23 protein-coding genes are annotated in these 20,596 nt (G+C 60.6%); 11 read left to right on the plus strand and 12 right to left on the minus strand.

The genetic code is table 11. The features are described from left to right. Window positions 1-282: 282 nt before the first annotated feature. From QP803_RS20555 to QP803_RS20590, 8 genes are all read right to left on the minus strand, one after another. Window positions 283-654, minus strand: coding sequence for a tryptophan-rich sensory protein (locus QP803_RS20555; protein WP_350356105.1), 372 nt, complete (start codon window positions 652-654; stop codon window positions 283-285). Window positions 655-830: 176 nt separating this feature from the next. Then, a complete protein-coding gene (locus QP803_RS20560; RefSeq protein WP_284945329.1) occupies window positions 831-1,244 on the minus strand; it encodes a hypothetical protein in 414 nt (137 codons plus the stop codon). 367 nt (window positions 1,245-1,611) lie between these two features. Then, window positions 1,612-2,118, minus strand: coding sequence for a DUF4142 domain-containing protein (locus tag QP803_RS20565; RefSeq protein ID WP_284945330.1), 507 nt, complete (start codon window positions 2,116-2,118; stop codon window positions 1,612-1,614). Between the two features lie 1,364 nt (window positions 2,119-3,482). Continuing rightward, the gene (locus QP803_RS20570) at window positions 3,483-3,740 is read right to left on the minus strand and encodes a hypothetical protein (RefSeq protein WP_284945331.1); all 258 of its coding nucleotides are present in this window, start codon (window positions 3,738-3,740) and stop codon (window positions 3,483-3,485) included. A gap of 266 nt (window positions 3,741-4,006) precedes the next feature. Continuing rightward, window positions 4,007-4,351, minus strand: coding sequence for a hypothetical protein (locus QP803_RS20575; protein WP_284945332.1), 345 nt, complete (start codon window positions 4,349-4,351; stop codon window positions 4,007-4,009). Further along, window positions 4,348-4,689 (minus strand): MarR family transcriptional regulator, encoded by a 342-nt coding sequence (locus tag QP803_RS20580; RefSeq protein WP_284945333.1) that lies wholly within the window; start codon window positions 4,687-4,689, stop codon window positions 4,348-4,350. Before QP803_RS20580 ends, QP803_RS20575 begins: the two co-directional genes overlap by 4 nt. Before the next feature lie 35 nt (window positions 4,690-4,724). After that, window positions 4,725-5,201 (minus strand): GIY-YIG nuclease family protein, encoded by a 477-nt coding sequence (locus QP803_RS20585; RefSeq protein WP_284945334.1) that lies wholly within the window; start codon window positions 5,199-5,201, stop codon window positions 4,725-4,727. Continuing rightward, window positions 5,198-5,434 (minus strand): helix-turn-helix domain-containing protein, encoded by a 237-nt coding sequence (locus QP803_RS20590; RefSeq protein WP_284945335.1) that lies wholly within the window; start codon window positions 5,432-5,434, stop codon window positions 5,198-5,200. The genes QP803_RS20585 and QP803_RS20590 overlap by 4 nt, the downstream gene beginning before the upstream one ends. A gap of 220 nt (window positions 5,435-5,654) precedes the next feature. On the opposite strand from QP803_RS20590, the gene QP803_RS20595 reads away from it, so the two are divergent. The 5 genes from QP803_RS20595 (at window position 5,655) to QP803_RS20615 (ending at window position 7,465) form a co-directional block, all read left to right on the plus strand. Continuing rightward, window positions 5,655-6,011, plus strand: coding sequence for a hypothetical protein (locus QP803_RS20595; protein ID WP_284945336.1), 357 nt, complete (start codon window positions 5,655-5,657; stop codon window positions 6,009-6,011). After that, complete coding sequence (locus tag QP803_RS20600) at window positions 6,008-6,436, plus strand: coiled-coil domain-containing protein (protein WP_284945337.1); 429 nt, start codon at window positions 6,008-6,010, stop codon at window positions 6,434-6,436. Before QP803_RS20595 ends, QP803_RS20600 begins: the two co-directional genes overlap by 4 nt. Continuing rightward, window positions 6,436-6,924 carry a hypothetical protein gene (locus QP803_RS20605; RefSeq protein WP_284945338.1) on the plus strand — a complete coding sequence of 163 codons (489 nt, stop codon included), beginning with the start codon at window positions 6,436-6,438 and terminating at the stop codon, window positions 6,922-6,924. The genes QP803_RS20600 and QP803_RS20605 overlap by 1 nt, the downstream gene beginning before the upstream one ends. Then, the gene (locus tag QP803_RS20610) at window positions 6,924-7,175 is read left to right on the plus strand and encodes a hypothetical protein (RefSeq protein WP_284945339.1); all 252 of its coding nucleotides are present in this window, start codon (window positions 6,924-6,926) and stop codon (window positions 7,173-7,175) included. The genes QP803_RS20605 and QP803_RS20610 overlap by 1 nt, the downstream gene beginning before the upstream one ends. Window positions 7,176-7,243: 68 nt before the next feature. Next, complete coding sequence (locus QP803_RS20615) at window positions 7,244-7,465, plus strand: hypothetical protein (protein ID WP_284945340.1); 222 nt, start codon at window positions 7,244-7,246, stop codon at window positions 7,463-7,465. Between the two features lie 659 nt (window positions 7,466-8,124). Here QP803_RS20615 and QP803_RS24105 read toward each other — a convergent pair. Beyond that, entirely contained in the window at window positions 8,125-8,697 is a 573-nt protein-coding gene (locus tag QP803_RS24105) for a sigma-70 family RNA polymerase sigma factor (RefSeq protein ID WP_350356046.1), read from the minus strand. 736 nt (window positions 8,698-9,433) lie between these two features. Here QP803_RS24105 and QP803_RS20625 point away from each other — a divergent pair. From QP803_RS20625 to QP803_RS20645, 6 genes are all read left to right on the plus strand, one after another. Further along, the gene (locus QP803_RS20625) at window positions 9,434-9,910 is read left to right on the plus strand and encodes a response regulator (protein WP_284945342.1); all 477 of its coding nucleotides are present in this window, start codon (window positions 9,434-9,436) and stop codon (window positions 9,908-9,910) included. Between the two features lie 192 nt (window positions 9,911-10,102). Next, the gene (locus QP803_RS20630) at window positions 10,103-10,345 is read left to right on the plus strand and encodes a response regulator (protein WP_284945343.1); all 243 of its coding nucleotides are present in this window, start codon (window positions 10,103-10,105) and stop codon (window positions 10,343-10,345) included. Beyond that, entirely contained in the window at window positions 10,276-10,473 is a 198-nt protein-coding gene (locus QP803_RS24110; protein ID WP_350356106.1) for a hypothetical protein, read from the plus strand. The genes QP803_RS20630 and QP803_RS24110 overlap by 70 nt, the downstream gene beginning before the upstream one ends. Window positions 10,474-10,533: 60 nt before the next feature. Next, the gene (locus QP803_RS20635; RefSeq protein ID WP_284945344.1) at window positions 10,534-10,944 is read left to right on the plus strand and encodes an NUDIX hydrolase; all 411 of its coding nucleotides are present in this window, start codon (window positions 10,534-10,536) and stop codon (window positions 10,942-10,944) included. Window positions 10,945-11,527: 583 nt separating this feature from the next. After that, a complete protein-coding gene (locus QP803_RS20640; RefSeq protein WP_284945345.1) occupies window positions 11,528-11,935 on the plus strand; it encodes a PRC-barrel domain-containing protein in 408 nt (135 codons plus the stop codon). Window positions 11,936-13,101: 1,166 nt separating this feature from the next. After that, on the plus strand, window positions 13,102-13,344 hold the full coding sequence (locus tag QP803_RS20645; protein WP_284945346.1) for a hypothetical protein: 243 nt from the start codon (window positions 13,102-13,104) through the stop codon (window positions 13,342-13,344). A 24-nt stretch (window positions 13,345-13,368) separates the two neighbouring features. Here the strand turns inward: QP803_RS20645 and QP803_RS20650 are convergent, their stop codons facing one another. The 3 genes from QP803_RS20650 to istA form a co-directional block, all read right to left on the minus strand. After that, on the minus strand, window positions 13,369-18,129 hold the full coding sequence (locus QP803_RS20650; protein WP_284945347.1) for an LPD3 domain-containing protein: 4,761 nt from the start codon (window positions 18,127-18,129) through the stop codon (window positions 13,369-13,371). 147 nt (window positions 18,130-18,276) lie between these two features. Beyond that, window positions 18,277-19,065 carry an IS21-like element helper ATPase IstB gene (gene istB, locus QP803_RS20655; RefSeq protein ID WP_284944276.1) on the minus strand — a complete coding sequence of 263 codons (789 nt, stop codon included), beginning with the start codon at window positions 19,063-19,065 and terminating at the stop codon, window positions 18,277-18,279. Beyond that, window positions 19,052-20,560, minus strand: a complete 1,509-nt coding sequence (istA, locus tag QP803_RS20660; protein WP_284944277.1) for an IS21 family transposase — start codon at window positions 20,558-20,560, stop codon at window positions 19,052-19,054. The genes istB and istA overlap by 14 nt, the downstream gene beginning before the upstream one ends. Between the last annotated feature and the right edge of the window lie 36 nt (window positions 20,561-20,596).

The following is a 20,596-nucleotide window of genomic DNA, read 5'->3' on the forward strand; positions in this document are numbered from 1 at the left end:
GGTTACCATCCAGATGCTGCGGCGGCGCCACTGACTTTCGTAAGCCGTCGGCCTACCCTCCGGTGGGAGCGGGGTTTGAAGCTCTCCGAGCCGCTAACCCCGTCCGCAGCGCTATGGGCTCTCGGTGCGATCGATTTTAGCGGTTTCGCCGCCACCCCTCTTCCTGAAGAAAGGAAGCAAACACTACCCAACCGGCCAGCGGTAGGCTCGCAATGGCCGCCTTGCGGTCAACCATACCGGCCGTGGCTACAAGGCCGACAGACGCGCCGACCATCCCGGCGGTCACGCCTCATCCAGGCGTTTGCGGCCAAACAGCACCCAGGAAAAGCCGCCCACACCCAGGATGCTCAGGCCCCAAAAGCCAAGAGCCGCATTGCGCTTGGGACTAGGCTCTTGCGCCATCAACCGCGCGCCCCCGTACCACAGCAATACCTCGATCGCAGTCCAGGCCCCGGCGAAAACAGGACCGGGGGGTGTCAGCGGCGATTTCCGCAGCCGCGCGGACCAGACTGCTGTCCTCGGATGGGCAGGCGCAGGGGCAAAGCTGCCGCCGGAAATCGCTGCGGCACCAACGATGGCGCCGGCGATAACGATCGCTGTGCTATTCCGTATTTTCTTCGATCCCCAACACGCAGCATTCTCACGGATTATGATGCAGCATTAAGCCAATCTGGATAGGTGGGTCACTCGGTCGAATAGCTGCTACGGGATGGGTGTTTCGCGCTCCCGCGCCCGGCACGCCTCCGAGTCCCGTCAAAGGCTTGCTACCGCAGGCATAGCCGTCTGCACATGGGCCCGCGTCGTCACCTTAGTGCTTGACTTCCGCTCGATTATGAATGGCTGCGGAGTTTGAGCTGATACTCGAACCAATAGCGCCCAGGCGACGAATAAAGCATATAGATAGCCACCGCCTGTAGCCCGAGATCTGGCGCCGCCCATAACAGCACCACGTAGCCGTGATACGGAGGTGCGAACGTCCACATCGCGTCGATGATGAAGTTTAAGAGGAACCCGGTCCTCGCCCAGCGTCTTCCAAGTCCGATCTCCCATACTGCCCAAGCTGAAAAAGCTGCTGTAAGCAGATAGAAGAAAACGATCAGCTCATCGACGGTCGTTTGACTGATGGAGATCAGGCCGCCGAGCTGCGTGGCGATCATCTTGGGGATTGTTGCCAACGACTGATAAATGCCTGCAATGGCGGTCCAAGCAGTCCACGCCCAGAGGAGCCATTCGGCAGCGCGCACAGCTCGTCGCGCGCCTGGCGCACCGCTAATAAGGTGCACAACGCGCACCCTGTGAGCGGTGGTGCTCGGTCAGCAGCAGAAAAAGCTCTTGCCAGCAATCATAGAGCTCAGGCTGGCTTAGCGCCTGGCATGGAGCACTTTACAAACTTCCCAGAGTGGTCGCGGCAGTGGACCACCTTGCTCGTGGGCGCAGGGCACTTCATGAATTTACCGGCGCTGTCCCGGCATTGGGCGGCATAGGCGCTGGACGTGGCAAGGCCCAGGATCAGTGCAGCGGTCAGCAGATGGCGCATGTCGCTCTCCAGTCGGAACATCTAAGTTGAGCTTGATGGTGCCGAGCGCAACGGCGCCGGCGATGCCCTATCGGTCAGGGACCAACGGCATCCAACTCCCCGATATGACGCAGGACGATACGATGGGTCTCTGCGGCAAAAGCCCGGAGCTTTGGGTCGCTACCTGATTGCGCTTCTATGGCGAAGGCGGCGCCGTCCTTCGCATGGATTACTTTCATATCCTGGAGATACGCAGCATCGAAAGACCGGCCGGACATTGCCTTCAGGCGATCGAGTTCATGCTGGAACGCGGCGCTCAAAGTGTCTGGGAAGGTGACCCCTGCCCCGGTAGCGATCGTCTTGAGCTTCGCGCCAACCAGAGTGTGGTCATGCGCTTCGGTCGCACCCTGGTCCCGTACGTCCTGGGTATCGCCTTGAGCAGCACCAGCTTCTCCGGCCGCTACTTCGAACATGCCCCCCTGGCTGACCTTCGCAATGAAGGTTCTGTCCGCTGACGAGACCATATCGGCCGCATAAGCAGTAAGGCTAAACGCGGCGGATAAAAGCAGCGCTGGGACAATGTATCGCAAAGCGACCTCCATAGATTTATCGCGTCACTAATGTGGTCACGAATGTCGCCGCGTCTACAGGCTTAGGAAACCTGTGGCGTCACATCTTACGCGAGATAGGTAGGCAGGTCGTTGGCTCAGCAGGATGGGCCAGCCACATCGCATTTCGGAATGGCTCACCAGCGGCTGGGGACCGTACACCAATCCCCGCTCTCACGCGGCCCTGGGTAGCAGCTTCTTCACCTTCCAGCAGATCATGTATCTCTCCACGGCTAGGCGCTTTGCCCTTAAATCGTGGGTGTCGTCATACTAATGTACGGGGCGGCATATCGCGCCCTTGCCGCCGCCTCCTCCCATTACTTCGCCCCTCCCCGGCACACCTATATCCAGATGGAGGTGCCATTTGGTCGGATCGATCTTGCCACGGTCGATCCCACAGCATAACCATTTCGATATATTCCTCACGAAGCAGTGAGGCTCACTATTTTGCCATACTCCGGCCAGCCCGCATTTCTATTCGGCGCCCGTATCATTGCTGATTAGGAATACGAATGGCCTATTGCCACGACATTACGCGCAGAAGCGAAGCGCAACGACTGTTTGCAGCGCTGACAGAAGCTTTAGTTCTGCGAGATGTCTCACGCTTTTCATGGCCCGAGGGGCTCAACAACGTTCAGACGATAAAAGTCCTGCGTGCAAGGGCATCTCTGGCCAATTCGTTGGCCGCATATCGTAATCGGACTTGATGCGAGGGGTGCCGTCACTGCTCGCCAGGCGTACCCAACGATTTCTTGATTTGAGAGAGCCAAGGCGGGAGGAGCGTCGGTTCCGGCGCGAGTGCCCGCGCGGAGGCATCAGCGTGAGTTCCATCCTCACCGCGCCAGTCGTCAATTACTTTGTCGGAAACGAACAACCATCGAGGCTCGTGCCCGCAACCAGCAGTGCCCACAATTCCGGATGACCAGATCGGAGGGTGTCCGAGCCGTCACGTTTGAATAGTAGGACGGCATTCGCAGAGGCATCATCTGGTTCCAGGCTCGCGATCGCCTCTTGGCCTGCATCCATCAAACGCGCAGTGCGGACCATGGAGGTTGCTTCGACTCGAGTCTCAACAGATCGCATCGCCAACTTCAGCGGCGCTATTTCAACCCTGCCGCCGGGTGCATCGGGATCGATACATAAAGAACGCCATTCCACATACCCATCATATGGGAAGTTTTCTGTTCGATATGGGCGCTCACCGGGATGTCCTTCGTTCGGATTGCTGATGCCAACGACGGTAGGTTTTATCGGTGTGGCCGGAGTAGCCTCACTTAGGGCTTAGGCACACGTTACCCTTTTTGTGATCGGTAGCTATCAGGCTAGCTGAGCGCTCGGCTTCACACTTGCGCCGTCGGTCACCACCCTCGGCGATCGCGCGACCTGGACCACATGAACAGGACCGCCAGCACAACGACAACCAGGACAACCTCTTGGCCGAGCGTGAGCTGGTGCATCAGTCGGAAGATGACGCTGTAGATCATCGCGTGGATGACGGCTGACACCGCCATGTGCGCCATCCAGTCGGTCATGCCGCCGCCATAGCTGTGGTGATAGCCGTAACCGCCGCCATATCCGTAGCTGTGGTGATAGGCGAGCAGTGTCAGGTGGCTCATGCGAACGGAACCCCTTCCAGCACCGTCCCCGCGGTGATGATGCCCCAGCTTAGCGGGTCACCAGGAGGCAGCGGATAGAGGTAGGGCGGCCGTGTCACAACGGGCTTGACGTCGCTGTTGGCTGTCTCTCCCAACAGGAACGCCACCCTGGTCCTCAGTGCCTCACTGGAGACGCCAAGACGCGCCGCTATCCGTGCGTAACGGCGATCACGGGCGATTAGCGTCAACGCTAGGCCGTCCATCTCGGGCGTCCATGTCGTCACGGATCAGTAGCCCTCCACATCAGAGAATTTCGGAAACAGCCGCCTGATTTGCACATCCCGCTGAGCAGAGAATGCATGGACCATTGCCTTTGCCGCTGGGAGATCGGTGCCGAAGTGCAGGAAGTCCCAGGTATCGTCCTTCCAGACCAACTCGATGGCATAGTATCGGACGGTGCCGAGCAAAGGGATGCGAACATACCCGCGCCCGGCCGGGAGCTGCATGGCACGCCTGGTGTCGCAGGGCCTGAGCTGCAAGTAAGCGGCCCGCTTCCACTGAACCGCTGTGGGGGTGATGATTTCGATTTCGCCGCCGCCGTCTTTGTCGTGTTCGTCCTCGTATTCGCTCATTCGATCACCTTGCGTCGGCCCGCTTCGTATCCCCCAAAAAAGCGTGCGGCGTAACGTTTGCCGTCAGGGGTGATTGTCACGAGCACGCTTCGCCAATCGTCTGGATTGTCTCCTCGTTTAACGAGACCCGCCCGTTCCAGATGATCAACCGCCCGCGTGATAGAGGGCGTGGGGATCATCAGGCGGATAGCAAGACCCTTGACTGTCCACGGCTGTTTCGACGTGCAGCAGATCAGAAGAACCGCCAACTGCCGGAGGGTCAGGTCCCGGTCCTTCTCGCGCATCAGGGTCGTGATACGGCACGCGAGAAGAGCGGCGAAATCGTATTCCTCTTTCATGGACTCGCCTTTCTCATGCGTGTTCCGGTGCAATTTCAGTCGTCACAAGACATTGTTCGATCGCGCCCACGCGGCTGGAACAGCGGCAGCAGGTCCGTTGATTGGACACCATAGGGCGGCCACTTCACGGGAGTCGATGCGGCTGCGGCGGGCAGTCCGGGACCGAAACCAGTCGCCCTGATGACCTGTGGTCCCGACATCGTCCGTCTCTCCATCCAGGGCAGCGCGGCCGTGTAAACCGCGAACAGCGCCTCCGCAGGCGTCGCCTCGAACCACTCGTTGCGGACGCACATTTTGCCGAGTAGCCGGTGCGCTTGGTGCTCGACGTCAGGGGCATCGCCGAACGGCACAGCAATCGCCACGTGGATCATGAGGTCGAGCGGTGACGCGGTCTGGAGCGTTGCGAGTCTGGCACGCGGGTTGGTCGCCATACCGATCTTCTGAAGCCCGCTGACGGGGCCGATCACATAGACATAGCGGATAGCGGGAGGCAGTCGGGCGTTACGCTTCAAGTCGAGCGGTTCCTCATTCGCACACCGGCGCCGCCACCGTTCTCGGCGATGAATTCGACGCCTGCGGCCTCTAGGGCACGACGGATCGCATCCATGTTCGCCGATGTTATCGCGCCGCCAGATTCGAGGCGTTGAACCGTGGAAAGGCCCAGATTGGCGGCCTCAGCTAGTTGGCGGGCTGACCATCCCAAGAAACCTCTTGCTCCCCTCGTCTGAGCGGCGGACAGATTCATTTTAGTTCACATGACATAAATTGCTTGACCACCGCATTCTGTGATGTAATTTATGTCACATGAGGCGAATAACTTCAATGGTCGCTTCCGTCACCGCGCCGGGCGGCTCCCGGCACAGTCCGCAGCGCTAAGTCGCTGGGCGAGGTCGAGACGGCGAGTGCGGACACACCCGTCGTCTCTGACCCCAAGCAAGGGACCAAGACCCATGCGAGTGGCTACTATGAAGCTTACACCCGAGGGTCAGCGCCTGCCATTCGCGCTGGTCCTCATCGACCTCGACAGCCACAGCGACGGAGCTCTGATGCGCATGTGCGCCAGGGCGATGAAGCTGAGCGACGACGGCGAGATTGCCCGCACCGTCGGCCGGACCGCCGTGGTGATGTGGGCCCGCGAATTCGGCGCCGAGCAGGAGGACCTGCGGACCCGCATCGTCCATACCGCCGCACGCACGGCCGAGGGTGCTGCCATGAAGGCGCTCTACGCGACGAGCGATGTCCTCGTCGCTGCGCGGCCCGTCCTGCACCAGGCGGCCTACAGCGCCCTTGAGGACATGCTGCGGATGGGGAGGCGCACGTGAGCGGCCGGCGCGGCGTAGGCCGCCGGAACCTGATCGGGGGCGCTTCGATGCTCATCCTGATGGCGGCCGAGGCAGGTGTCGCTAAGGCAGAGGAGTTGGACGGGCAGCTCCTGGCGCTCTGTGCCGAATACCACGAGAAGGAGGACGAATTCGATCGTCTCTCTGATATCTTCGACGCCCTTGACCGCGCAGATCCCGAACACCGCAGGATTGATGCGGTCTTCACTCCTCTGGTTGGTCGCATCCACGAAATCCGGGACGAGGTGTCGGAAATTGCTGCCCGGACGCCTGAAGGGTTGCGAGCGAAGGCGAAGGTGTCCCTAAGGGAATTGGCGCATGGCGGCAACCTTGGTGGCGGACCTGCCAACGAAGCGGACCGTGTCGTCTGGTCGCTGTGCTGCGACCTGCTGGGGAGGGCAGCGTGATGGCCACCACTCTCGGGCGCCGCGGCGCCATCGGAGCGGCAACCGCCCTCATGGCGACTGCGGCTACCGGCTCCCAGCCGGCATGCGCTGCTGCGGCAGATCCTGTGGTTGCGCTCTGGGCCAAGACCCAGGCCGTGAGCGCTGAACTTGATCGGGTCTCGGGTCGGCAAAACGACCTCAGGCTCCAGATCATCGAACGGAACCCGACGCAACCACCGGGGGTTATGTTCGCAGATTGGTACAGAGGCGACCCTGATTTGCCTCGGTGCACGTCTCTTCGTGTTCTGAGCAACAAGCTCTGCTCCCAAAGCTCCGATCTTTACGACGAAATCGCTCTTGCTGCGGCCACGACTCCGCAAGGCATTCGAGCAAAATGCGCGGCGGCCATCTCGCTGTTAGTGCTAGAGCCAGATCTGCGCGATGAGATGTCGTTCTACGATCTGGTGCTGAATGCCCTGCGCGAAGCGGCGGCGGGGAGTGCGGAATAATGGGCGACGTTGTTCAGTTTCGCCGCAATCCGGCCGCTCCTGTCCGTCACATATTTGCGGAGCGCGAGATCCTCAGGGAAATGGCAGCCATTTGGCGGGCGGGCGGGCGGATCGCTCCCACGATGACGACGCCGAAACAGACGTCGGACTTTCTCTGCGGACAGATTCAACAGATCGCTGATAACCTCGGCATAGATGTTGAGGCACCGTTCCGGCGCACGACACCCGCGCCTAAGCCGACGGAGGGGTGAGGAATGGGGCGCATCATCGCTCGCACGGCCGCAGGTAACGCCGCAGCATTGGCGAATGAGTGTGCCCGATGAATCAGCGGACCCTCCGCGAGATGCGGCCCTCAATGCGCCAGCTTGCCGCTGTCCTCGCCGATACCCTCCGGCTGCAGTCCTGGCCGCGCCGGTGGGAACTGCTGAGCCTGGCCGGTCAGTTGGCCTGGCTGCGGGTGAAGATCACGTGGTTCCGGCTTCGTGAATACAAATCTTGTCGTTTCGAACCGCTGGAAGAGACTATCGATTGCTCCGCTTAAGGGCATGCTTCTCGAACATGTCGACCTTCATTTCGTAGGTGAGTTTGTGCGTCTCTCCGCAATTCTCACACTCAAATATTCGCATCGCCTTGACCCAGCGACCTGCCTTGAGCACGTCAAACTCGCAGTGCGGGCAGGTAATGACGAACAGCGCGTGAGATAGGTCTACTGGAAGCGCCAATAGTTAGCACGGCATCGGGAGGGTCGGTCGATCAATGCTCGTCATCCGAGGCTCTTGGGTTCATAAATCATATTATAGGAAACGCAGTGTCTGGCGTTTTGGATGCAGCTTGGATTGCAACGCTGGTAACTTCGGAACCATGCCGATTGCGTCATTACCCTTTAGACGGCCGAAATCGGCCAATCACTGTTTGACCCCTCTTGCTCGGCTTTTCGGGGCAACCAGGATTAGTGCGATACTGATCGAATCAACCATTTCAGGCCCAGGTCCACCCCGCGTCTATCGGGGGTATGGGGAGATGCATGCTCCTAGGCACCTCAACGCTGGCGGTGTCAGCCATGCTACGCGGCGCCGAAAGACGGGCGAGTTCATTTTCGGGTCGCGACAGGGCGCACCTATGAGAGCGCCCGAGATCAATCCCCAGATGCGGACGAAAGCGCCTGTTCAGCAGAGTAAGGCACATCAGGCAACCATTCGTTCATGACCTCAGACAATGTTTAAGCCGAGCAAGGTCCCGTTTTATCCATGATTTCATGGTCGCGATGGGAACCCGATGTTGCGCAGCGAGGTCGATGCGGGACACGCCATCAACGTAAGCGCTCGTCAATATAGCGCGGCGGTGGGGCTCCAATATCTTTAGGCATCGATGAAGTGCTTGGGCTTCAACATCCCCGATCAGTTGGGTGAGGGCATCGGCCGAGGCGTCTTTCTGGTCTGGAGCGGCCGTCACCGGTTTTTCTCGCCACCGGGGTCGCTTTATGTCGAGCGCTCGATACCGAACAATACTGGTCAACCAAGCCCCGGCATCGCCGCGCTGCGCGTCAAACGTCGCCGCATGCGTCCAGACCTGCAACAACGTGTCATGCACAGCGTCAGCCGCCAAGTCTGCGTCATCCGTGATGCGCATAGCTAATCTCGTCAAACGCCACGCTTGGGCGATGTAGAGGTCACGGAATGCCGATGCATCGCCCGACGCACAACGGCGGAGAAGCGCGCTCAGCATCTCCTCTGTGGTGGTAGAGGTTTGCTGCCGAGGTTCAGGCGTCATCATACCTAGTAACGCCGCAGATCAATGACGGATGCGGAACAAACCTATTCGCCAGGGCGGGTCCGGCACCAGGTGTCCCTTAACCCCGCTGCTTCGAGCAAGCCAGGCTCGCACAGCTTCAGCATCGTCGCCGTCGCACCAAAGTTCCCGCAGGCGGTGCAGCGCACGCCGACCATGGCAAATTCCATGAGCATCGTGGCGCCGTGCTTTCGGATCAGCCGATCGATTGGAATAGCGCCCAGGTGGCCGCATTTGGTGCATTCGCCATCCTGACCCAGCCGACCGGGGCAACCCTGAGGCTGGCGAGCTGCGGCTGACGGTTCGGATCCTTCCCGCCCATGGCGCCGTCTCCCGCGGTCCGGCCGCCTAGTTTCCCACAGGCTCTGCCTCTCGGTCAGGCCGCACGCCTTTGCCCATTGGTGGGAGAGATGACGCCAGCGCAATCGGCGTAGGCGGCTTACGAAGGACGATGTAATTCGATCGCCGGAGTGCCGTGATGACCTGCTCGGCCATGATCTCCGCATCGAGCCGGTCCGTCCGGTGCGCGGATCTCCGACCAAGGCTCTGAATAGCCATGCGAAACGTCAGGATAAGATCGGCTTCGACGGGGTGCCGGAGGTCCGCGGGGATCGGTCTGGTCTCGGTCACAGGTGCTGGCCTCCTCGCCACGGATTAGAACAAAGCACGAACAGTCCGGCAATGGGAGTCCAAATCGTTAAGGCTGGCGCCGAGTGGCTCCATGTCTGAGCTATTGCGCTCTGAAGATGGACGTTACACCGATTGGCGCGCACAACTCCCTGTATTGAAAAAGTTTTCTATACCAGGGAGGCACTCGATGGCTGACCATGGCTACCACCCTCGTATCCTGATTGTTGAAGATGAGGCGCTGGTGGCGATTGTGATCGCGGAGCAGCTGACCGACCTAGGCTATGAAGTGGTGACCGTGGCGACGGTCAAGCAAGCCTTGGCCAATCTGAAGCCGGAACATCGCCTTGACGCGGCGCTTCTCGATCTACAACTCGAGGGCGAGCAGAGTTTTGCCGTCGGGGATGCCCTCGTAGAGCGGAGAGTGCCGTTCGCCTTCATGACGGGGTTTGGACCCAGCGGCCTCAAAGGGACGCGCTTCTTCGACGTGCCTGTTCTAGCGAAGCCCTTCAGATTTGAGGAACTGAAAAGATCCCTCCTTGGCCTGCTCGCGGCTCCCGGCCTTCGCTAAGAGGCCCAGTCCGCGACCTTGTACCGTCATGGCATCGTTTCGCCTGATTATTTGTTATTTTAACGCAACTAGATAGTTAAGACGTAGCAACAAACAGTTTGCCCCGGCCACTTGCAGATAGTCTCTTTAACGTGTTTCGCTATTCGACTTAAATCGGTCTCTTTTCTAGCGTAACCTTCTAGGCTTTCAGTCATGACCGATGTGACGCGTATTCTTGTTGTGGAGGATGACCATCTACTTCGCATGATAGCCGTTGGTGTGCTGGAGGAAGAGGGCTTCGAGGTATTCGAGGCCCACGATGGCGATGCCGCCGTGATACATCTAACCGACCAGGCTTCTTCCATGCTGTGTTCACCGACGTCCAAATGCCTGGGAAGTTGGACGGCATTGGAGTCGCCCACCACGCACGCAGCATTCATCCTGGCATCCCGGTAATCATCGTGTCTGCCTTCGCCCACAACCTCAGGGAACGGTTGGCTGAGCTCGCCCCTCCCATGCAGTTCTTCACGAAGCCCTATCAGACCGCCGAGATCACAAAAGCTCTAAGGCGGCATAGGCAATAAGCCATGCTGACGTCGCTTTTTCTATTTGGCAGGACAGGCGGTCTGGTGTCAGATGTCTAGATGTCTCAGATCCTCCAGCAATATGCGGCGCTGCCAGTGACAGGACGTGAAGGGCGCTTCCAGGTCCTTCTGGTCACCTCGCGCGGTACCGGTCGATGGATCATCCCCAAAGGCCACCCCGAGAAGAAAATGACACCTTCATCGGTTGCGGCACTTGAGGCTTTGGAAGAAGCGGGCGTTTCCGGCTCGATCGAACCCGAGCCGCTCGGACGGTATCAATCGACGAAGCGCCTGCCGTCGGGTGAGGTAGTGGCATGCAACGTCACTGTCTTCCGATTGGACGTCTCAGAGCACCATTCCAACTGGAAGGAGGACACTGAGCGTAAAAGGCTCTGGGTGCCTCTCATCCAAGCCGCTCGGTTTGTCGATGACGGCGGTCTTGGGACCTTCCTCGACGAATTGAGCTTGTAGGCGCCAAACAACGCATCTCAGTATCATTGATGTGTGGACGCTTTGTTCGATCGTGACCGTGAGGCCGCGGCCATGGGTGACGCCACTAGAGCGTCATGAGCTCGTGGGGCGTCGTGCCCTCCGGCAGGAGCGAGATTAGAAGCTTTCCTAGCCACTATTCTCGTCCGCAGCCCATACCTGCCGCCATCGTGACTTCGCGGTCGCCAAACTTCACCCACGTATTCAGTGCTGCGGCGACGCCACTGACTATCGTAAGTCGTCGGCCCCTTGGGGCGCAGGGTCTTGTCAAGGCACCCTGACCGCAGCGCTAAATCCCAGACTGTCAAACGGGGCTCCGTGCGACGCGGAGAATCCCACTGTGAAGTTACCGACCTGCCACATTCAACGGCCGGCATCATTAAAGGGTTCGCTCCCGCCAGAGCCGCGTCCGAAGCAGGAGGAAGCGAAAGAACCGCGAAATATGCATTGATCTACACATGACTGTTGCTTTGCCTAAGAACGGGTTGGGCGGAAGCTGTGGCCGCACCACTTACTATTATCTGAGAAGGCTCAGTCGCGCTTTTCAGACAATATGGAGAAAAACATGGCCAGTATCGAAAGTCGTGGCGACACCAGCGGCGAATTGATTGCCGCAAGCAATGTAAGCGGCACCAGCGTCTATGATACTGTCGGAGAAAAACTGGGCACAGTTTACGATGTTATGCTCAGTAAAGTCTCTGGCAGAGCTGAGTATGCCGTCATAAGTTTTGGCGGTTTCTTGGGAATGGGTGAACGCTACCATCCTCTTCCGTGGCATCAGCTCAGATATGATACCCAAGTTGGTGGGTATGTCGTTGACCTAGATCGCAATCAGCTTGAAGGCGCGCCGAACTACGAGTCTAGCGATTTGCCTGCTTGGGATGATCGCCGCAGAACGGACATTGATACTTATTACGGGACTGGTGGGGGTTACGACACGGGCGGACTCGGTGAACGGCCGATGAATGTCTGATCGACCGCGCTCGTTATGCGGCGATCTCCTTCTCATCCGTGCCGACTCTCCCGTCTGCCGTTGGCGCGTTCAGGCGGCAAGGGCAGTCCTTATGATGTGTGCGATCGATGATCGGCCTATTGCATCACTGAACCGTCACGCCAGCAGGAGGCCCTTCATTAATCGCCCGTGCGCATGCTTCCGTGACAAGAGTCAGAAACTCTTCCAAAACCCGCGTTTCACGCTGGATTAGCCCTTCGCTGTCAATATGAACGACCCTTGGGCCTTCGCCTGCAAATTTCATCACGACCTGTCGCCTTCTTTTTCTTTCTTAACCTGGTACTATACACCCGTGTTGGGAATCCAGCGTTCGACCCGGGCGAATAGCCTCAAGGCTTAGAGCGAGCGTCGCGACAGGCCCCGGGAGTTCGGCGAATCAACCCAAATGGCCGTGCTTGCTGAACAGCGCTACTTTGTCTTCATACGTGAGACGTAATTTGCAGCCGCAACCCTCGCACTCGAAACTGCTGATCGATTTGAACCACATACCTCTTTTGGCTAATTCTTAGCCACACTGCTTGCATAGCAGGGTGACGTAGACGTTCAATAAGTTGCCTGAAAGCGCCACCGCCGCGACTCCAATTTTGTTGTCAGCTACAGTCTACCACATCGCCTCCCTTCGAACTCCGGCCCTGTAAGGCGTTTGGGGGGCATCTGCGTTACCTTCTGACGTCTTCCGTCCTGTTGTTGCCCCCCTCGTATGGAAAGGTTTCCGTCGTTGGCAGCAAAAGAAACAGCGTCCGCCGTACCATCCCGAGGTCTATACGCCCATATCAGCCTGGCTGGAGCCGAAGCTTTTCGTTGCGGCCACTTCGTGGAGAACAACCCGTGGCCTATGGGGAGCAACGAGCGAGCCGCGTGGGTCGCTGGTTGGCTCAATGCTCAAGCACTGGTTAAGCCTCCTGCTCAGCCTCCTGTGCCGCTCAAGGTCTCTGTCTCGAAGGCTCCTAAAGACGACGGTTTATGGACGTCCGAGGAGCGCTCGCATCGGTTACGGCCTTCCTGATTGTGCTCCCGTTCCTTTGGTTTTGGCGCAGGCTTCGGAAGAAGAAGGCACCGTTGCTGCTGCCGCCACCAGGCGGAACGCGCCGAGAGCCAACTCTCTAAATTCCCTGTGAGGACTGGACATGGGCTTCCTGACGATGCTCGCCAGCGCGGGCCTTTCGGCTTTCTTCGGTTTCAGCAAAATGTCCTTTTACTGGGTCGTTGCAACGGCAGCGCTATGGATGATCGGTTACATCATGGCGAAACCGCAGGTGCTATCCCGAATCCGGCTAGCTCCCGTCTTCGTTCCCGTATCGCTCTATTGCTCGGTGCTTTTACCCAACGCTATCTGCTTTGGAATTGGTCACTTGATCGGACTAGCTTGACCAACAAGGCCGATCATAATGGCGTCATGGCCCAGCTGCCTTCGCTTTCTGCGGCCCGTAGATGATGCCGCGCAGCCAATCCGACACGCCCTCCGGGTCTTCCTGGCCACTGGCAACGTCCGTCAGGAACTGAGCCGTCCCTGCCGCCTGCCCCGTCGGCAGACCAAGGATGTAGCCCGGCGCCTCGATAGCGTGGCGGACCCACTGCTCCGACGCAGGCTGGTCCCGCAGCCCGGTGGCAGACGCAGCGTCCTTACCCAGTTTCACGAAGCTGTCGAAGGTCTGCCCGACCGGGCTCATCTCATAACTCCTGCCATGGATCGCCGCGTCCGCCACGTCGCGCAGGACGGGAACGCCCGCCGGAACCTCGCCCAGCACAGCCTTCGCTGCCCATCCCGGCCAGGACTCATCGTTGCTTGGTCCGCCCTGCGACACCATCGCCTCGATCAGCGCGGGAACGGCGAGATAGAAGAAGAAGGTCGAGAGCGACTTGGCGAAATCGCCGCGGGCTTGAGCGACATTCCCAGCTCTCAGGTTTCGCACACCGCTGGCCGCCGACCTAATGCCGACGACCTGGCGATTATAGATATGGTTGAAGAACCCATAGAACATGGTGAACAGCTTCTGCGTCTCACTGCCGCGCTGGATGGCGGCAAGGTCTGGAGCGCCGTTTGCGCCATGGGCGTTGCGGACCGTCTTATCGGCGTAGGCAATGGCGTCAATGTCCTCCATCCCTTGTGCCTGGCCCTTCCGGTAAGCGCCCATCCAGGTTGGGAGCGCCGAGAGCATGTCGAGCATCCCGACACCGTAGTGGCCGAACCGCGCTGCATCTGCGATCACGCCGGACTTGCCCATGCTGTCGCGCACCGCATCGCGCACGTCGCGGTCGATCTCGTTCATGCGGTGCCGCATCTCGGCTGAGGCCGTGGTGATGAAGTCATATTGGCGCTTCATCTTGTCCATCGACCCGAAGAACTCGCTCGAGCCCTGAGCCAGCCACTTCGGCCCAAGCTCACCTACGCTATTCGAGAGCGCCGTCGTCCCGTGCTTCAGCATCGTGGTCGCACGGAACCCGATATTGACTATCATACTGTTCGTGCGGAGGCGGTGGAAGAAGGCATCCATGGCGGCCAGCGCGCGGGTGTCGGTGTTGCGGTCGTTCGCCACGCCTTGAAGCCAACGGTCGAGCTGGCTGCGTTGATCCCGCCCGATCGTGGAGTCCATGGCTGTCATCACGCGCTTGTCACGCAGCAGCTTGTCGGCATTCAGGATGGCCTCGCGATACGCCAGGTCGTGGACGCTCTGCCCCAACTTCCAGGCAATGACATCGGGGTTGAGGGAGATGGGCTCCTTCACCTGGCTCACGCGGCTGATGGTATGGCCCTTGGCCGTCGTGGCACGGACATAGTCCGCTTCGAAACGCGCATCGCCGCTCGCTTTGATGCGGTCGCCCAGAAGCGACAGGTTCGGATCATAGACGATCGGATAGTAGCCGCCCTTGAACTTGCCGAAGCTGGTCTCGACCTCGCGCGGCTCGATCTTCTCCAGGCCCACGCCCGTTAGGCGCCGCTGCATGGCCTCGATCCGAGGGAACAGGTTCTCGAATGTGTTCCAGACGCCTTGCACATAGTGCCAGTCGGCCTCGTTCATTTGCCGATCAAGAAGCGCCTGCACCGACTGCTCAGTCCAGTTGTAGCCGTCCAGCAGCCGCCCCAGGTTGCTCTCGTTGCCGGCGTTCAGCGCGATGGCGATCAGGCCGCGGCGCTTCAGCGCCATCGGGGCGCCGGTGCGAGGATCCGTGATACCGGGGTGCTCCGGCAGCGACTTGTCGAAGTCCTTCCCATAGCCTTTCGGCAGACTGTCGTTTAGGTCCCGAAGCTGCCCCGCTACCTCGGCTTGCAGATCGTTGGCGACGCCCTGGGCTGCTTTGATCGGCCGCCAGACAGCTTTGTTGAAGATGCCGTTAGGATCGTCGGCATCAAGGCGATCCAGAATCGCCTCCGGCTTGAGCAGCATGGCGTGGAACCGCGACGCTATGTCCCCACCCCGCTCGACAACGCCCTTCACACCCGTCTCGCCGCCCTGGTTGGCGAAGTCGCGCGGCGTCTTCTGGATCAGGCTGCCGACCTGCTCAACCATCTGCTGGACGACGATCTCCCGCTCGATCTTCTCGCCCTCGATGACCACCTGCTGCAGGTCGCGGCCGGCATGGGCAACACTTCGGACGGTGTCCGATAGGTCCCGGAACTGGTTCACCGACAGGGTGTCGATCGGTCGCGCGTAGGTCGTGTCGTAGAGCTCAGGCGCCACATAGATGTCGTGGCCCTCGGCCATACGGTCGGTCGCCCACTGCTGGAGCGAGACGCCACCCAGCGCGCGATCCAGTTCCGCGCTGTCACGCTTGGTCGGCAGATCGAAGCGCCGCAGCAACTCGTGGATGCGGTCAACGAAGCCCGGATCGATCGTGGGGAACTCCGCCTTGCGGCCAAACCGCTCCAGCCGCGCCATGCCGGACGTCACGTCGTCCTTGGCTGCTTTCGCCGCCATATAGAGGGCGTGGTTGAGGAGCTGCTTCTGCTTCTGACGGAATGCCTCGGCGTGATCGCCCGCGAGGATCGCCTTCTCCGCCGCCCGGCCCGCCTTCGCCTCTGACCGCGCATAGAGTTCAGGCCGGGTGCCCGCCTTGATGTCTTTGTCGCCGATCGTCCGCTCTGCCCAATCGCGGGCAACCTTCACAGGGGTAACGCGCGCATTGCTCCGGCGACCGAGCGCCCGCAGTTCCGTGCCGAGCACCTCCAGCTTCCGCTCGGAGTGCAACTGGTTCATCGCCTCATCCTGAAGCGAGCCGTCCGTTAGCATCTCGCCGTGCTGATCGACCATCCGGGCATGCGTTTCGGTATCGATCGTGTACTGGCGAACCGATCGCTTATCGCCCTGCGCGCGAAGCTGCTGCCGCAGCGCCTCATGAGCCATCAGCGCCTTGAGCAGCGCGTCTCCTGACCGCATCCCGACCATCTCGGCCACCGCGTCAGGATGGAGGTCACCGCGCTCGCTGTAGATAGGCGGGACACGGCGCGGCAGGAGGCTCAGGACCGACTCATTCCCATAGAGGTCCACGATCGCCTGCCGCGACAGAGTGATGCGGCCGCCTGGCGCAGTCTCGGTGCCTGGCAGACGCCCCGTCCGAAGAAGCTGGAGCGCCCGCATCTCCGGCCGAGCATCCACCTTCTCCCCGATCTCGTCGCGGATCGGCGCTTCCTCATCCTTCCAGCGGGCCGTCTGCTCACGCCGGACGTCGTTCATGACCTTCTGCGTCAGCCCGTCCACCGCCTCGCTCCGGGCGCGCTCGACGCTGGCGGTGTAGGCCTTGAACTCCGCGTCCGTCATGCCGGCCGCTTCTGGCGAGTTAAACATCTGGCCAAGGCGCTGGACCTGCTGCGCATGGGTGATCTCGTCATCGGACGCGATCAGACGGTCGAACACCGCGCGCATCTCGGGATGGATGGGGGCATTCAGATTGGCGATGTTGCGATAGATGCCAACGAGCCACGCGCGGAATCTCTGGAACGCGCCACGCAACGCAACGCTCGGCGCCTTACCCTCCATGAGGTAGGCCTCAACCGCACGAGCAAACTGCTCATGCTGCGGTCTCGTGATGTCCTCACCATCTGCCGCGCCGAGCCACTTCCGAACCGCGGCCATGTCATCACGGATCTGCTGCGGCGCTCCGTCAGTCACCGCGTCACGGGACAACTCATCCAGCCAGAGATGTCCGGTCTCGTGCAGCAGGGTCGAAAGGTCGCGCTTGGCGAAGAGGTTGATGATGGTGCGGCCGTCCTGGAATTGGATGGAGCCGCGGTACTGAGACGCTGGATCGGACTCGGGGCCTGCTGAATCCGACTGGCTGTAGGACCGAACATCAAGATTGACGCCGTCGTCTGATTGGCCCACTTTCTGGTCGTAGGCGGCGCCGCCTCCCTCTTCTCCAGGACCAGCTTTGTGAGCGGTCTCCTCCGGGTTGAGTGGGCGGGCCGCCTCTTCTTCCAAAGGTGAATGGTTGTAGTAGAGATGCCCGTTGCTGTCCTCGCGCAGAGTGACGCCAACGCGCGCCAGCTTCCCGCCCATCTCAACCGGAGCCGTCAGAAAATGATATGCTTTGGTAGAGGGCTCCGCGCCCTGATCCCTCGCCGACGCGCTATCATGGATCGCGCCGTGAGCAATCACGTCCCGTAGCGCGGCGAACAGGCGGAGTTTGTCGGGATTGGCGGATGCACTAAAGGCCTTGCGGCTGCCGCGGAACTCGACATCGCGCCCTAAAGCTTCGCTGCGCACTGTCGTGCCACGAAGCTGCTGATCATAGAAGTTTCGCGCTGCCTTCCTGAGACTACCGACATCCGCTTCACGCGGCGCGATCTCTTCACCTGTGATGCGCGCGACGGGTTCAACGGCCGTCTGCGTATATTGCCTGCCGGATTCCGCAGCTTGCTCGGTCCGCTGCTGTTCCAGAGCCGCCTTGATCTCAGCATTACTCGCCTTCTTCGGGTCAATGCCAAGCCGATTCAGCGTTTCCCCAAGGTCACGCGACGCCGCACGGAAATCGACCGCGTTGTCAATGTCATTTCCGGCGTAAATGGGCTGGCCACCCAGTTCCTGCCGAACCGCGTCGTGGAAATCGTTGATGTCCGGCCGCTGCTCACTCGGGAAATATCCGCGTTCCCATGCCGCGCGTGCTGCCGCGTCCGGCTTAAACTCGTTCACATCCTTGGCGGCGTCTATGCCGGGCATGGCCGGACCAGCGTCATCTGACATCGGTCGTAGGAAGCTGCGTGTGCCAGGGCGACCCTTGTTCCAGTCACCTGCGCCCATCGCGGCCAGATTGTCAATCAGCGTTGAATAGTTACCAGGCAACAGCGTCCAAAAGTTTCCACTTTCTCAGCTGTTTTTCGGCTGTTTCTTTCGCTGCTTGAAGCGGAACGAGTCGTTGCCGGTCTCCAGGATGTCGCAGTGGTGGGTGACCCGGTCCAGCAGTGCGGTTGTCATCTTTGGGTCACCGAAGACACCCACCCATTCGGCAAAAGAGAGGTTGGTTGTGAAGATCAGCGAGGTCTTTTCGTAGAGCTGGCTGATCAGGTGGAACAGCAGAGCGCCGCCCGAGGCTGGGAACGGCAGATAGCCGAGTTCGTCGATGATCACGGCGTCGGTCTGCACCAGCTGACGGGCGAGATTGCCGGCGCGTCCCTGCTGTTTCTCCCGCTCCAGCTGGTTGACCAGGTCGACGGCGTTGTAGAAGCGCACGCGTTTGCCCTGGTGGATGGCAGCGACACCCAGCGCCGTCGCGATGTGGGTCTTTCCGGTGCCGGTGCCGCCGACCAGGATCAGATTGTGCGCGGTTGCCATGAAGGCGGCGGTCGCCAGTTGTTCGATTTGCGCCTGCGGCAATGGGGTTTCGGCCCATTCGATACCGGTCAGGTCGCGATGAACAGGGAAGCGCGCGGCCTTGAGCTGGTAGCGCAGGCTGCGGACCTGGCGATCGGCAAGCTCGGCTTCGATTAACCGGTCCAGCCATGCCTCGGGCTGCATCGGCCGACGTGGGCCTTCCGCCAGCAACTCGCTCCAGGCGGTAGCCATGCCGTAGAGATGTAGCGCACTGAGTTGGCCGAGGCGGTCTACGCCGGAAGCAACCAAGGCAAGAGGCTTAACAGCAAGATCAGTGGATGACATGGCTCACCTCGCGCAGGTGGTCGTAGCGGCCGCAATCGGCGCGCGGCTCGGTTTGGAGCTTCAGCATGTCGGGCACGTTCAGCATGGCGGGCGTGCTGGGTGCGACAAGCCGGCGCATCTCGTTCAGCACCACGGCGGCAGTGATGACATTGCCGTCCAATACCAATTCGCAGGCGACCTGCAGCGGCTCCAGGCCGAACTCGCGTGCCATCATCAGCAACTCGACAAAAGCACGATCGCCTTTCGGCTGCTTGAGAATGCGGTCGCGCACCAGCCGGATGGGCGTGGGCAAATCCCATTGCTGGAACGGCACACCGTTGCGCAATGCGCCAGGTTTGCGTTCCAGGATCGGCAGATAATGCCACGGATCGCAGATCAGTTGATCACGCCCATACCGCCGGGCATGGTCGGCGACGATTGCGCCGTCGGCCACGATGCGCACGCCGGCGGCTGAGGTGCGCACCGAGACAGCGCGGCCGGCGAAGGCGGCTGGCACGCTGTATCGGTTGCGATCCACCGCCACCAGGCAGGTGCTCGACACGCGCAGCATATGTTCGACATAGCCGTCGAATGTCGCGGTGATCTGCCGCAGCGACGGCTGCTCCTCGGCAAAGCACGCGGCAATCGAGCGCTCCGGCGTTACCGGGTGTTTGCGCTGCGCCAGCTCCCGGCAGCGCGTGGCCAGCCAGACGTTCAGCGCATCGAAGCTGATAAAACGGGCCAGCGGCGTGAATAGCCATTCGCGGATGTTGCCAACCTGGTTCTCGACCTGCCCCTTCTCCCATCCAGAGGCGGGGGTACAGGCGACGGGCTCAAACAGATAGTGGTTGGCCAGCACCATGAAGCGCCGATTGAACTGCCGCTCCTTGCCGGTAAATATCGTCTCCACAACGGACTTGAGGTTGTCGTAGACCATGCGCTGGGGCACCCCGCCGAAGAAGGCGAAAGCGCGGTTATGCGCGTCGAAGACCATCTCCTGGGTCTCGCGTGGGTAGGCCACCACGAACATCTGCCGGCTGAAGGTCAGCCGGAAATGCGCAACCTTGATGGTCTGCATGACGCCGCCGAGTTCGACATGCTCATGGCTCCAGTCGAACTGGCACACCTCGCCGGGTGCGAAGGCCAGCGGGATAAAGGCGTGCGCCAGCGCCGGGCCCGACTTGTCCGCCTTCCAGCGCCGCACGAAACGTTGCACGCTGTCGTAGGCGCCGCGGTAGCCCTCCGCCTGCAAACCTTCGAATAGCCGCTGGGCCGTGCGGCGCTGGGCTTTCGGGAGAAGCCCTTCGGTCCGCAGCCACGTCTCCAGCGTCTGCTGGACCGCTCCCAGCATCGGCGTTGGCTGCCGGCTGCGCTGGTAGGACGGCTGGGCTTCGGTCCGGCAATGCCGGCGGACGGTCTGCCGGCACAGCTTAAGGTCCCGCGCGATCGAGCTGATGCTCTCGTGGCGGACCAGATGGCGGCGCCGGATCTCGGCAATCAAGTCCATGAGCAGCACCCCAGATTCCCCAGCAAAAATGCCGGATGATCGCAC

This window comes from Acidisoma sp. PAMC 29798 (genome assembly GCF_030252425.1).
Taxonomy (GTDB): Bacteria; Pseudomonadota; Alphaproteobacteria; order Acetobacterales; family Acetobacteraceae; genus Acidisoma; species Acidisoma cladoniae.

Excerpts from the sequence above, each read along its gene's own strand:
- QP803_RS20565 (WP_284945330.1), bottom strand. The coding sequence starts at position 2,118 with ATGGAGGTCGCTTTGCGATACATTGTCCCAGCGCTGCTTTTATCCGCC.
- QP803_RS20570 (WP_284945331.1), bottom strand. The coding sequence starts at position 3,740 with ATGAGCCACCTGACACTGCTCGCCTATCACCACAGCTACGGATATGGC.
- QP803_RS20575 (WP_284945332.1), bottom strand. The coding sequence starts at position 4,351 with ATGAGCGAATACGAGGACGAACACGACAAAGACGGCGGCGGCGAAATC.
- QP803_RS20580 (WP_284945333.1), bottom strand. The coding sequence starts at position 4,689 with ATGAAAGAGGAATACGATTTCGCCGCTCTTCTCGCGTGCCGTATCACG.
- QP803_RS20590 (WP_284945335.1), bottom strand. The coding sequence starts at position 5,434 with ATGAATCTGTCCGCCGCTCAGACGAGGGGAGCAAGAGGTTTCTTGGGA.
- QP803_RS20595 (WP_284945336.1), top strand. The coding sequence starts at position 5,655 with ATGAAGCTTACACCCGAGGGTCAGCGCCTGCCATTCGCGCTGGTCCTC.
- QP803_RS20605 (WP_284945338.1), top strand. The coding sequence starts at position 6,436 with ATGGCCACCACTCTCGGGCGCCGCGGCGCCATCGGAGCGGCAACCGCC.
- QP803_RS20610 (WP_284945339.1), top strand. The coding sequence starts at position 6,924 with ATGGGCGACGTTGTTCAGTTTCGCCGCAATCCGGCCGCTCCTGTCCGT.
- QP803_RS20615 (WP_284945340.1), top strand. The coding sequence starts at position 7,244 with ATGAATCAGCGGACCCTCCGCGAGATGCGGCCCTCAATGCGCCAGCTT.
- QP803_RS24105 (WP_350356046.1), bottom strand. The coding sequence starts at position 8,697 with ATGATGACGCCTGAACCTCGGCAGCAAACCTCTACCACCACAGAGGAG.
- QP803_RS20625 (WP_284945342.1), top strand. The coding sequence starts at position 9,434 with ATGTCTGAGCTATTGCGCTCTGAAGATGGACGTTACACCGATTGGCGC.
- QP803_RS20630 (WP_284945343.1), top strand. The coding sequence starts at position 10,103 with ATGACCGATGTGACGCGTATTCTTGTTGTGGAGGATGACCATCTACTT.
- QP803_RS24110 (WP_350356106.1), top strand. The coding sequence starts at position 10,276 with ATGCCTGGGAAGTTGGACGGCATTGGAGTCGCCCACCACGCACGCAGC.
- QP803_RS20635 (WP_284945344.1), top strand. The coding sequence starts at position 10,534 with ATGTCTCAGATCCTCCAGCAATATGCGGCGCTGCCAGTGACAGGACGT.
- QP803_RS20640 (WP_284945345.1), top strand. The coding sequence starts at position 11,528 with ATGGCCAGTATCGAAAGTCGTGGCGACACCAGCGGCGAATTGATTGCC.
- QP803_RS20645 (WP_284945346.1), top strand. The coding sequence starts at position 13,102 with ATGGGCTTCCTGACGATGCTCGCCAGCGCGGGCCTTTCGGCTTTCTTC.
- QP803_RS20650 (WP_284945347.1), bottom strand. The coding sequence starts at position 18,129 with ATGCCCGGCATAGACGCCGCCAAGGATGTGAACGAGTTTAAGCCGGAC.
- istB (WP_284944276.1), bottom strand. The coding sequence starts at position 19,065 with ATGTCATCCACTGATCTTGCTGTTAAGCCTCTTGCCTTGGTTGCTTCC.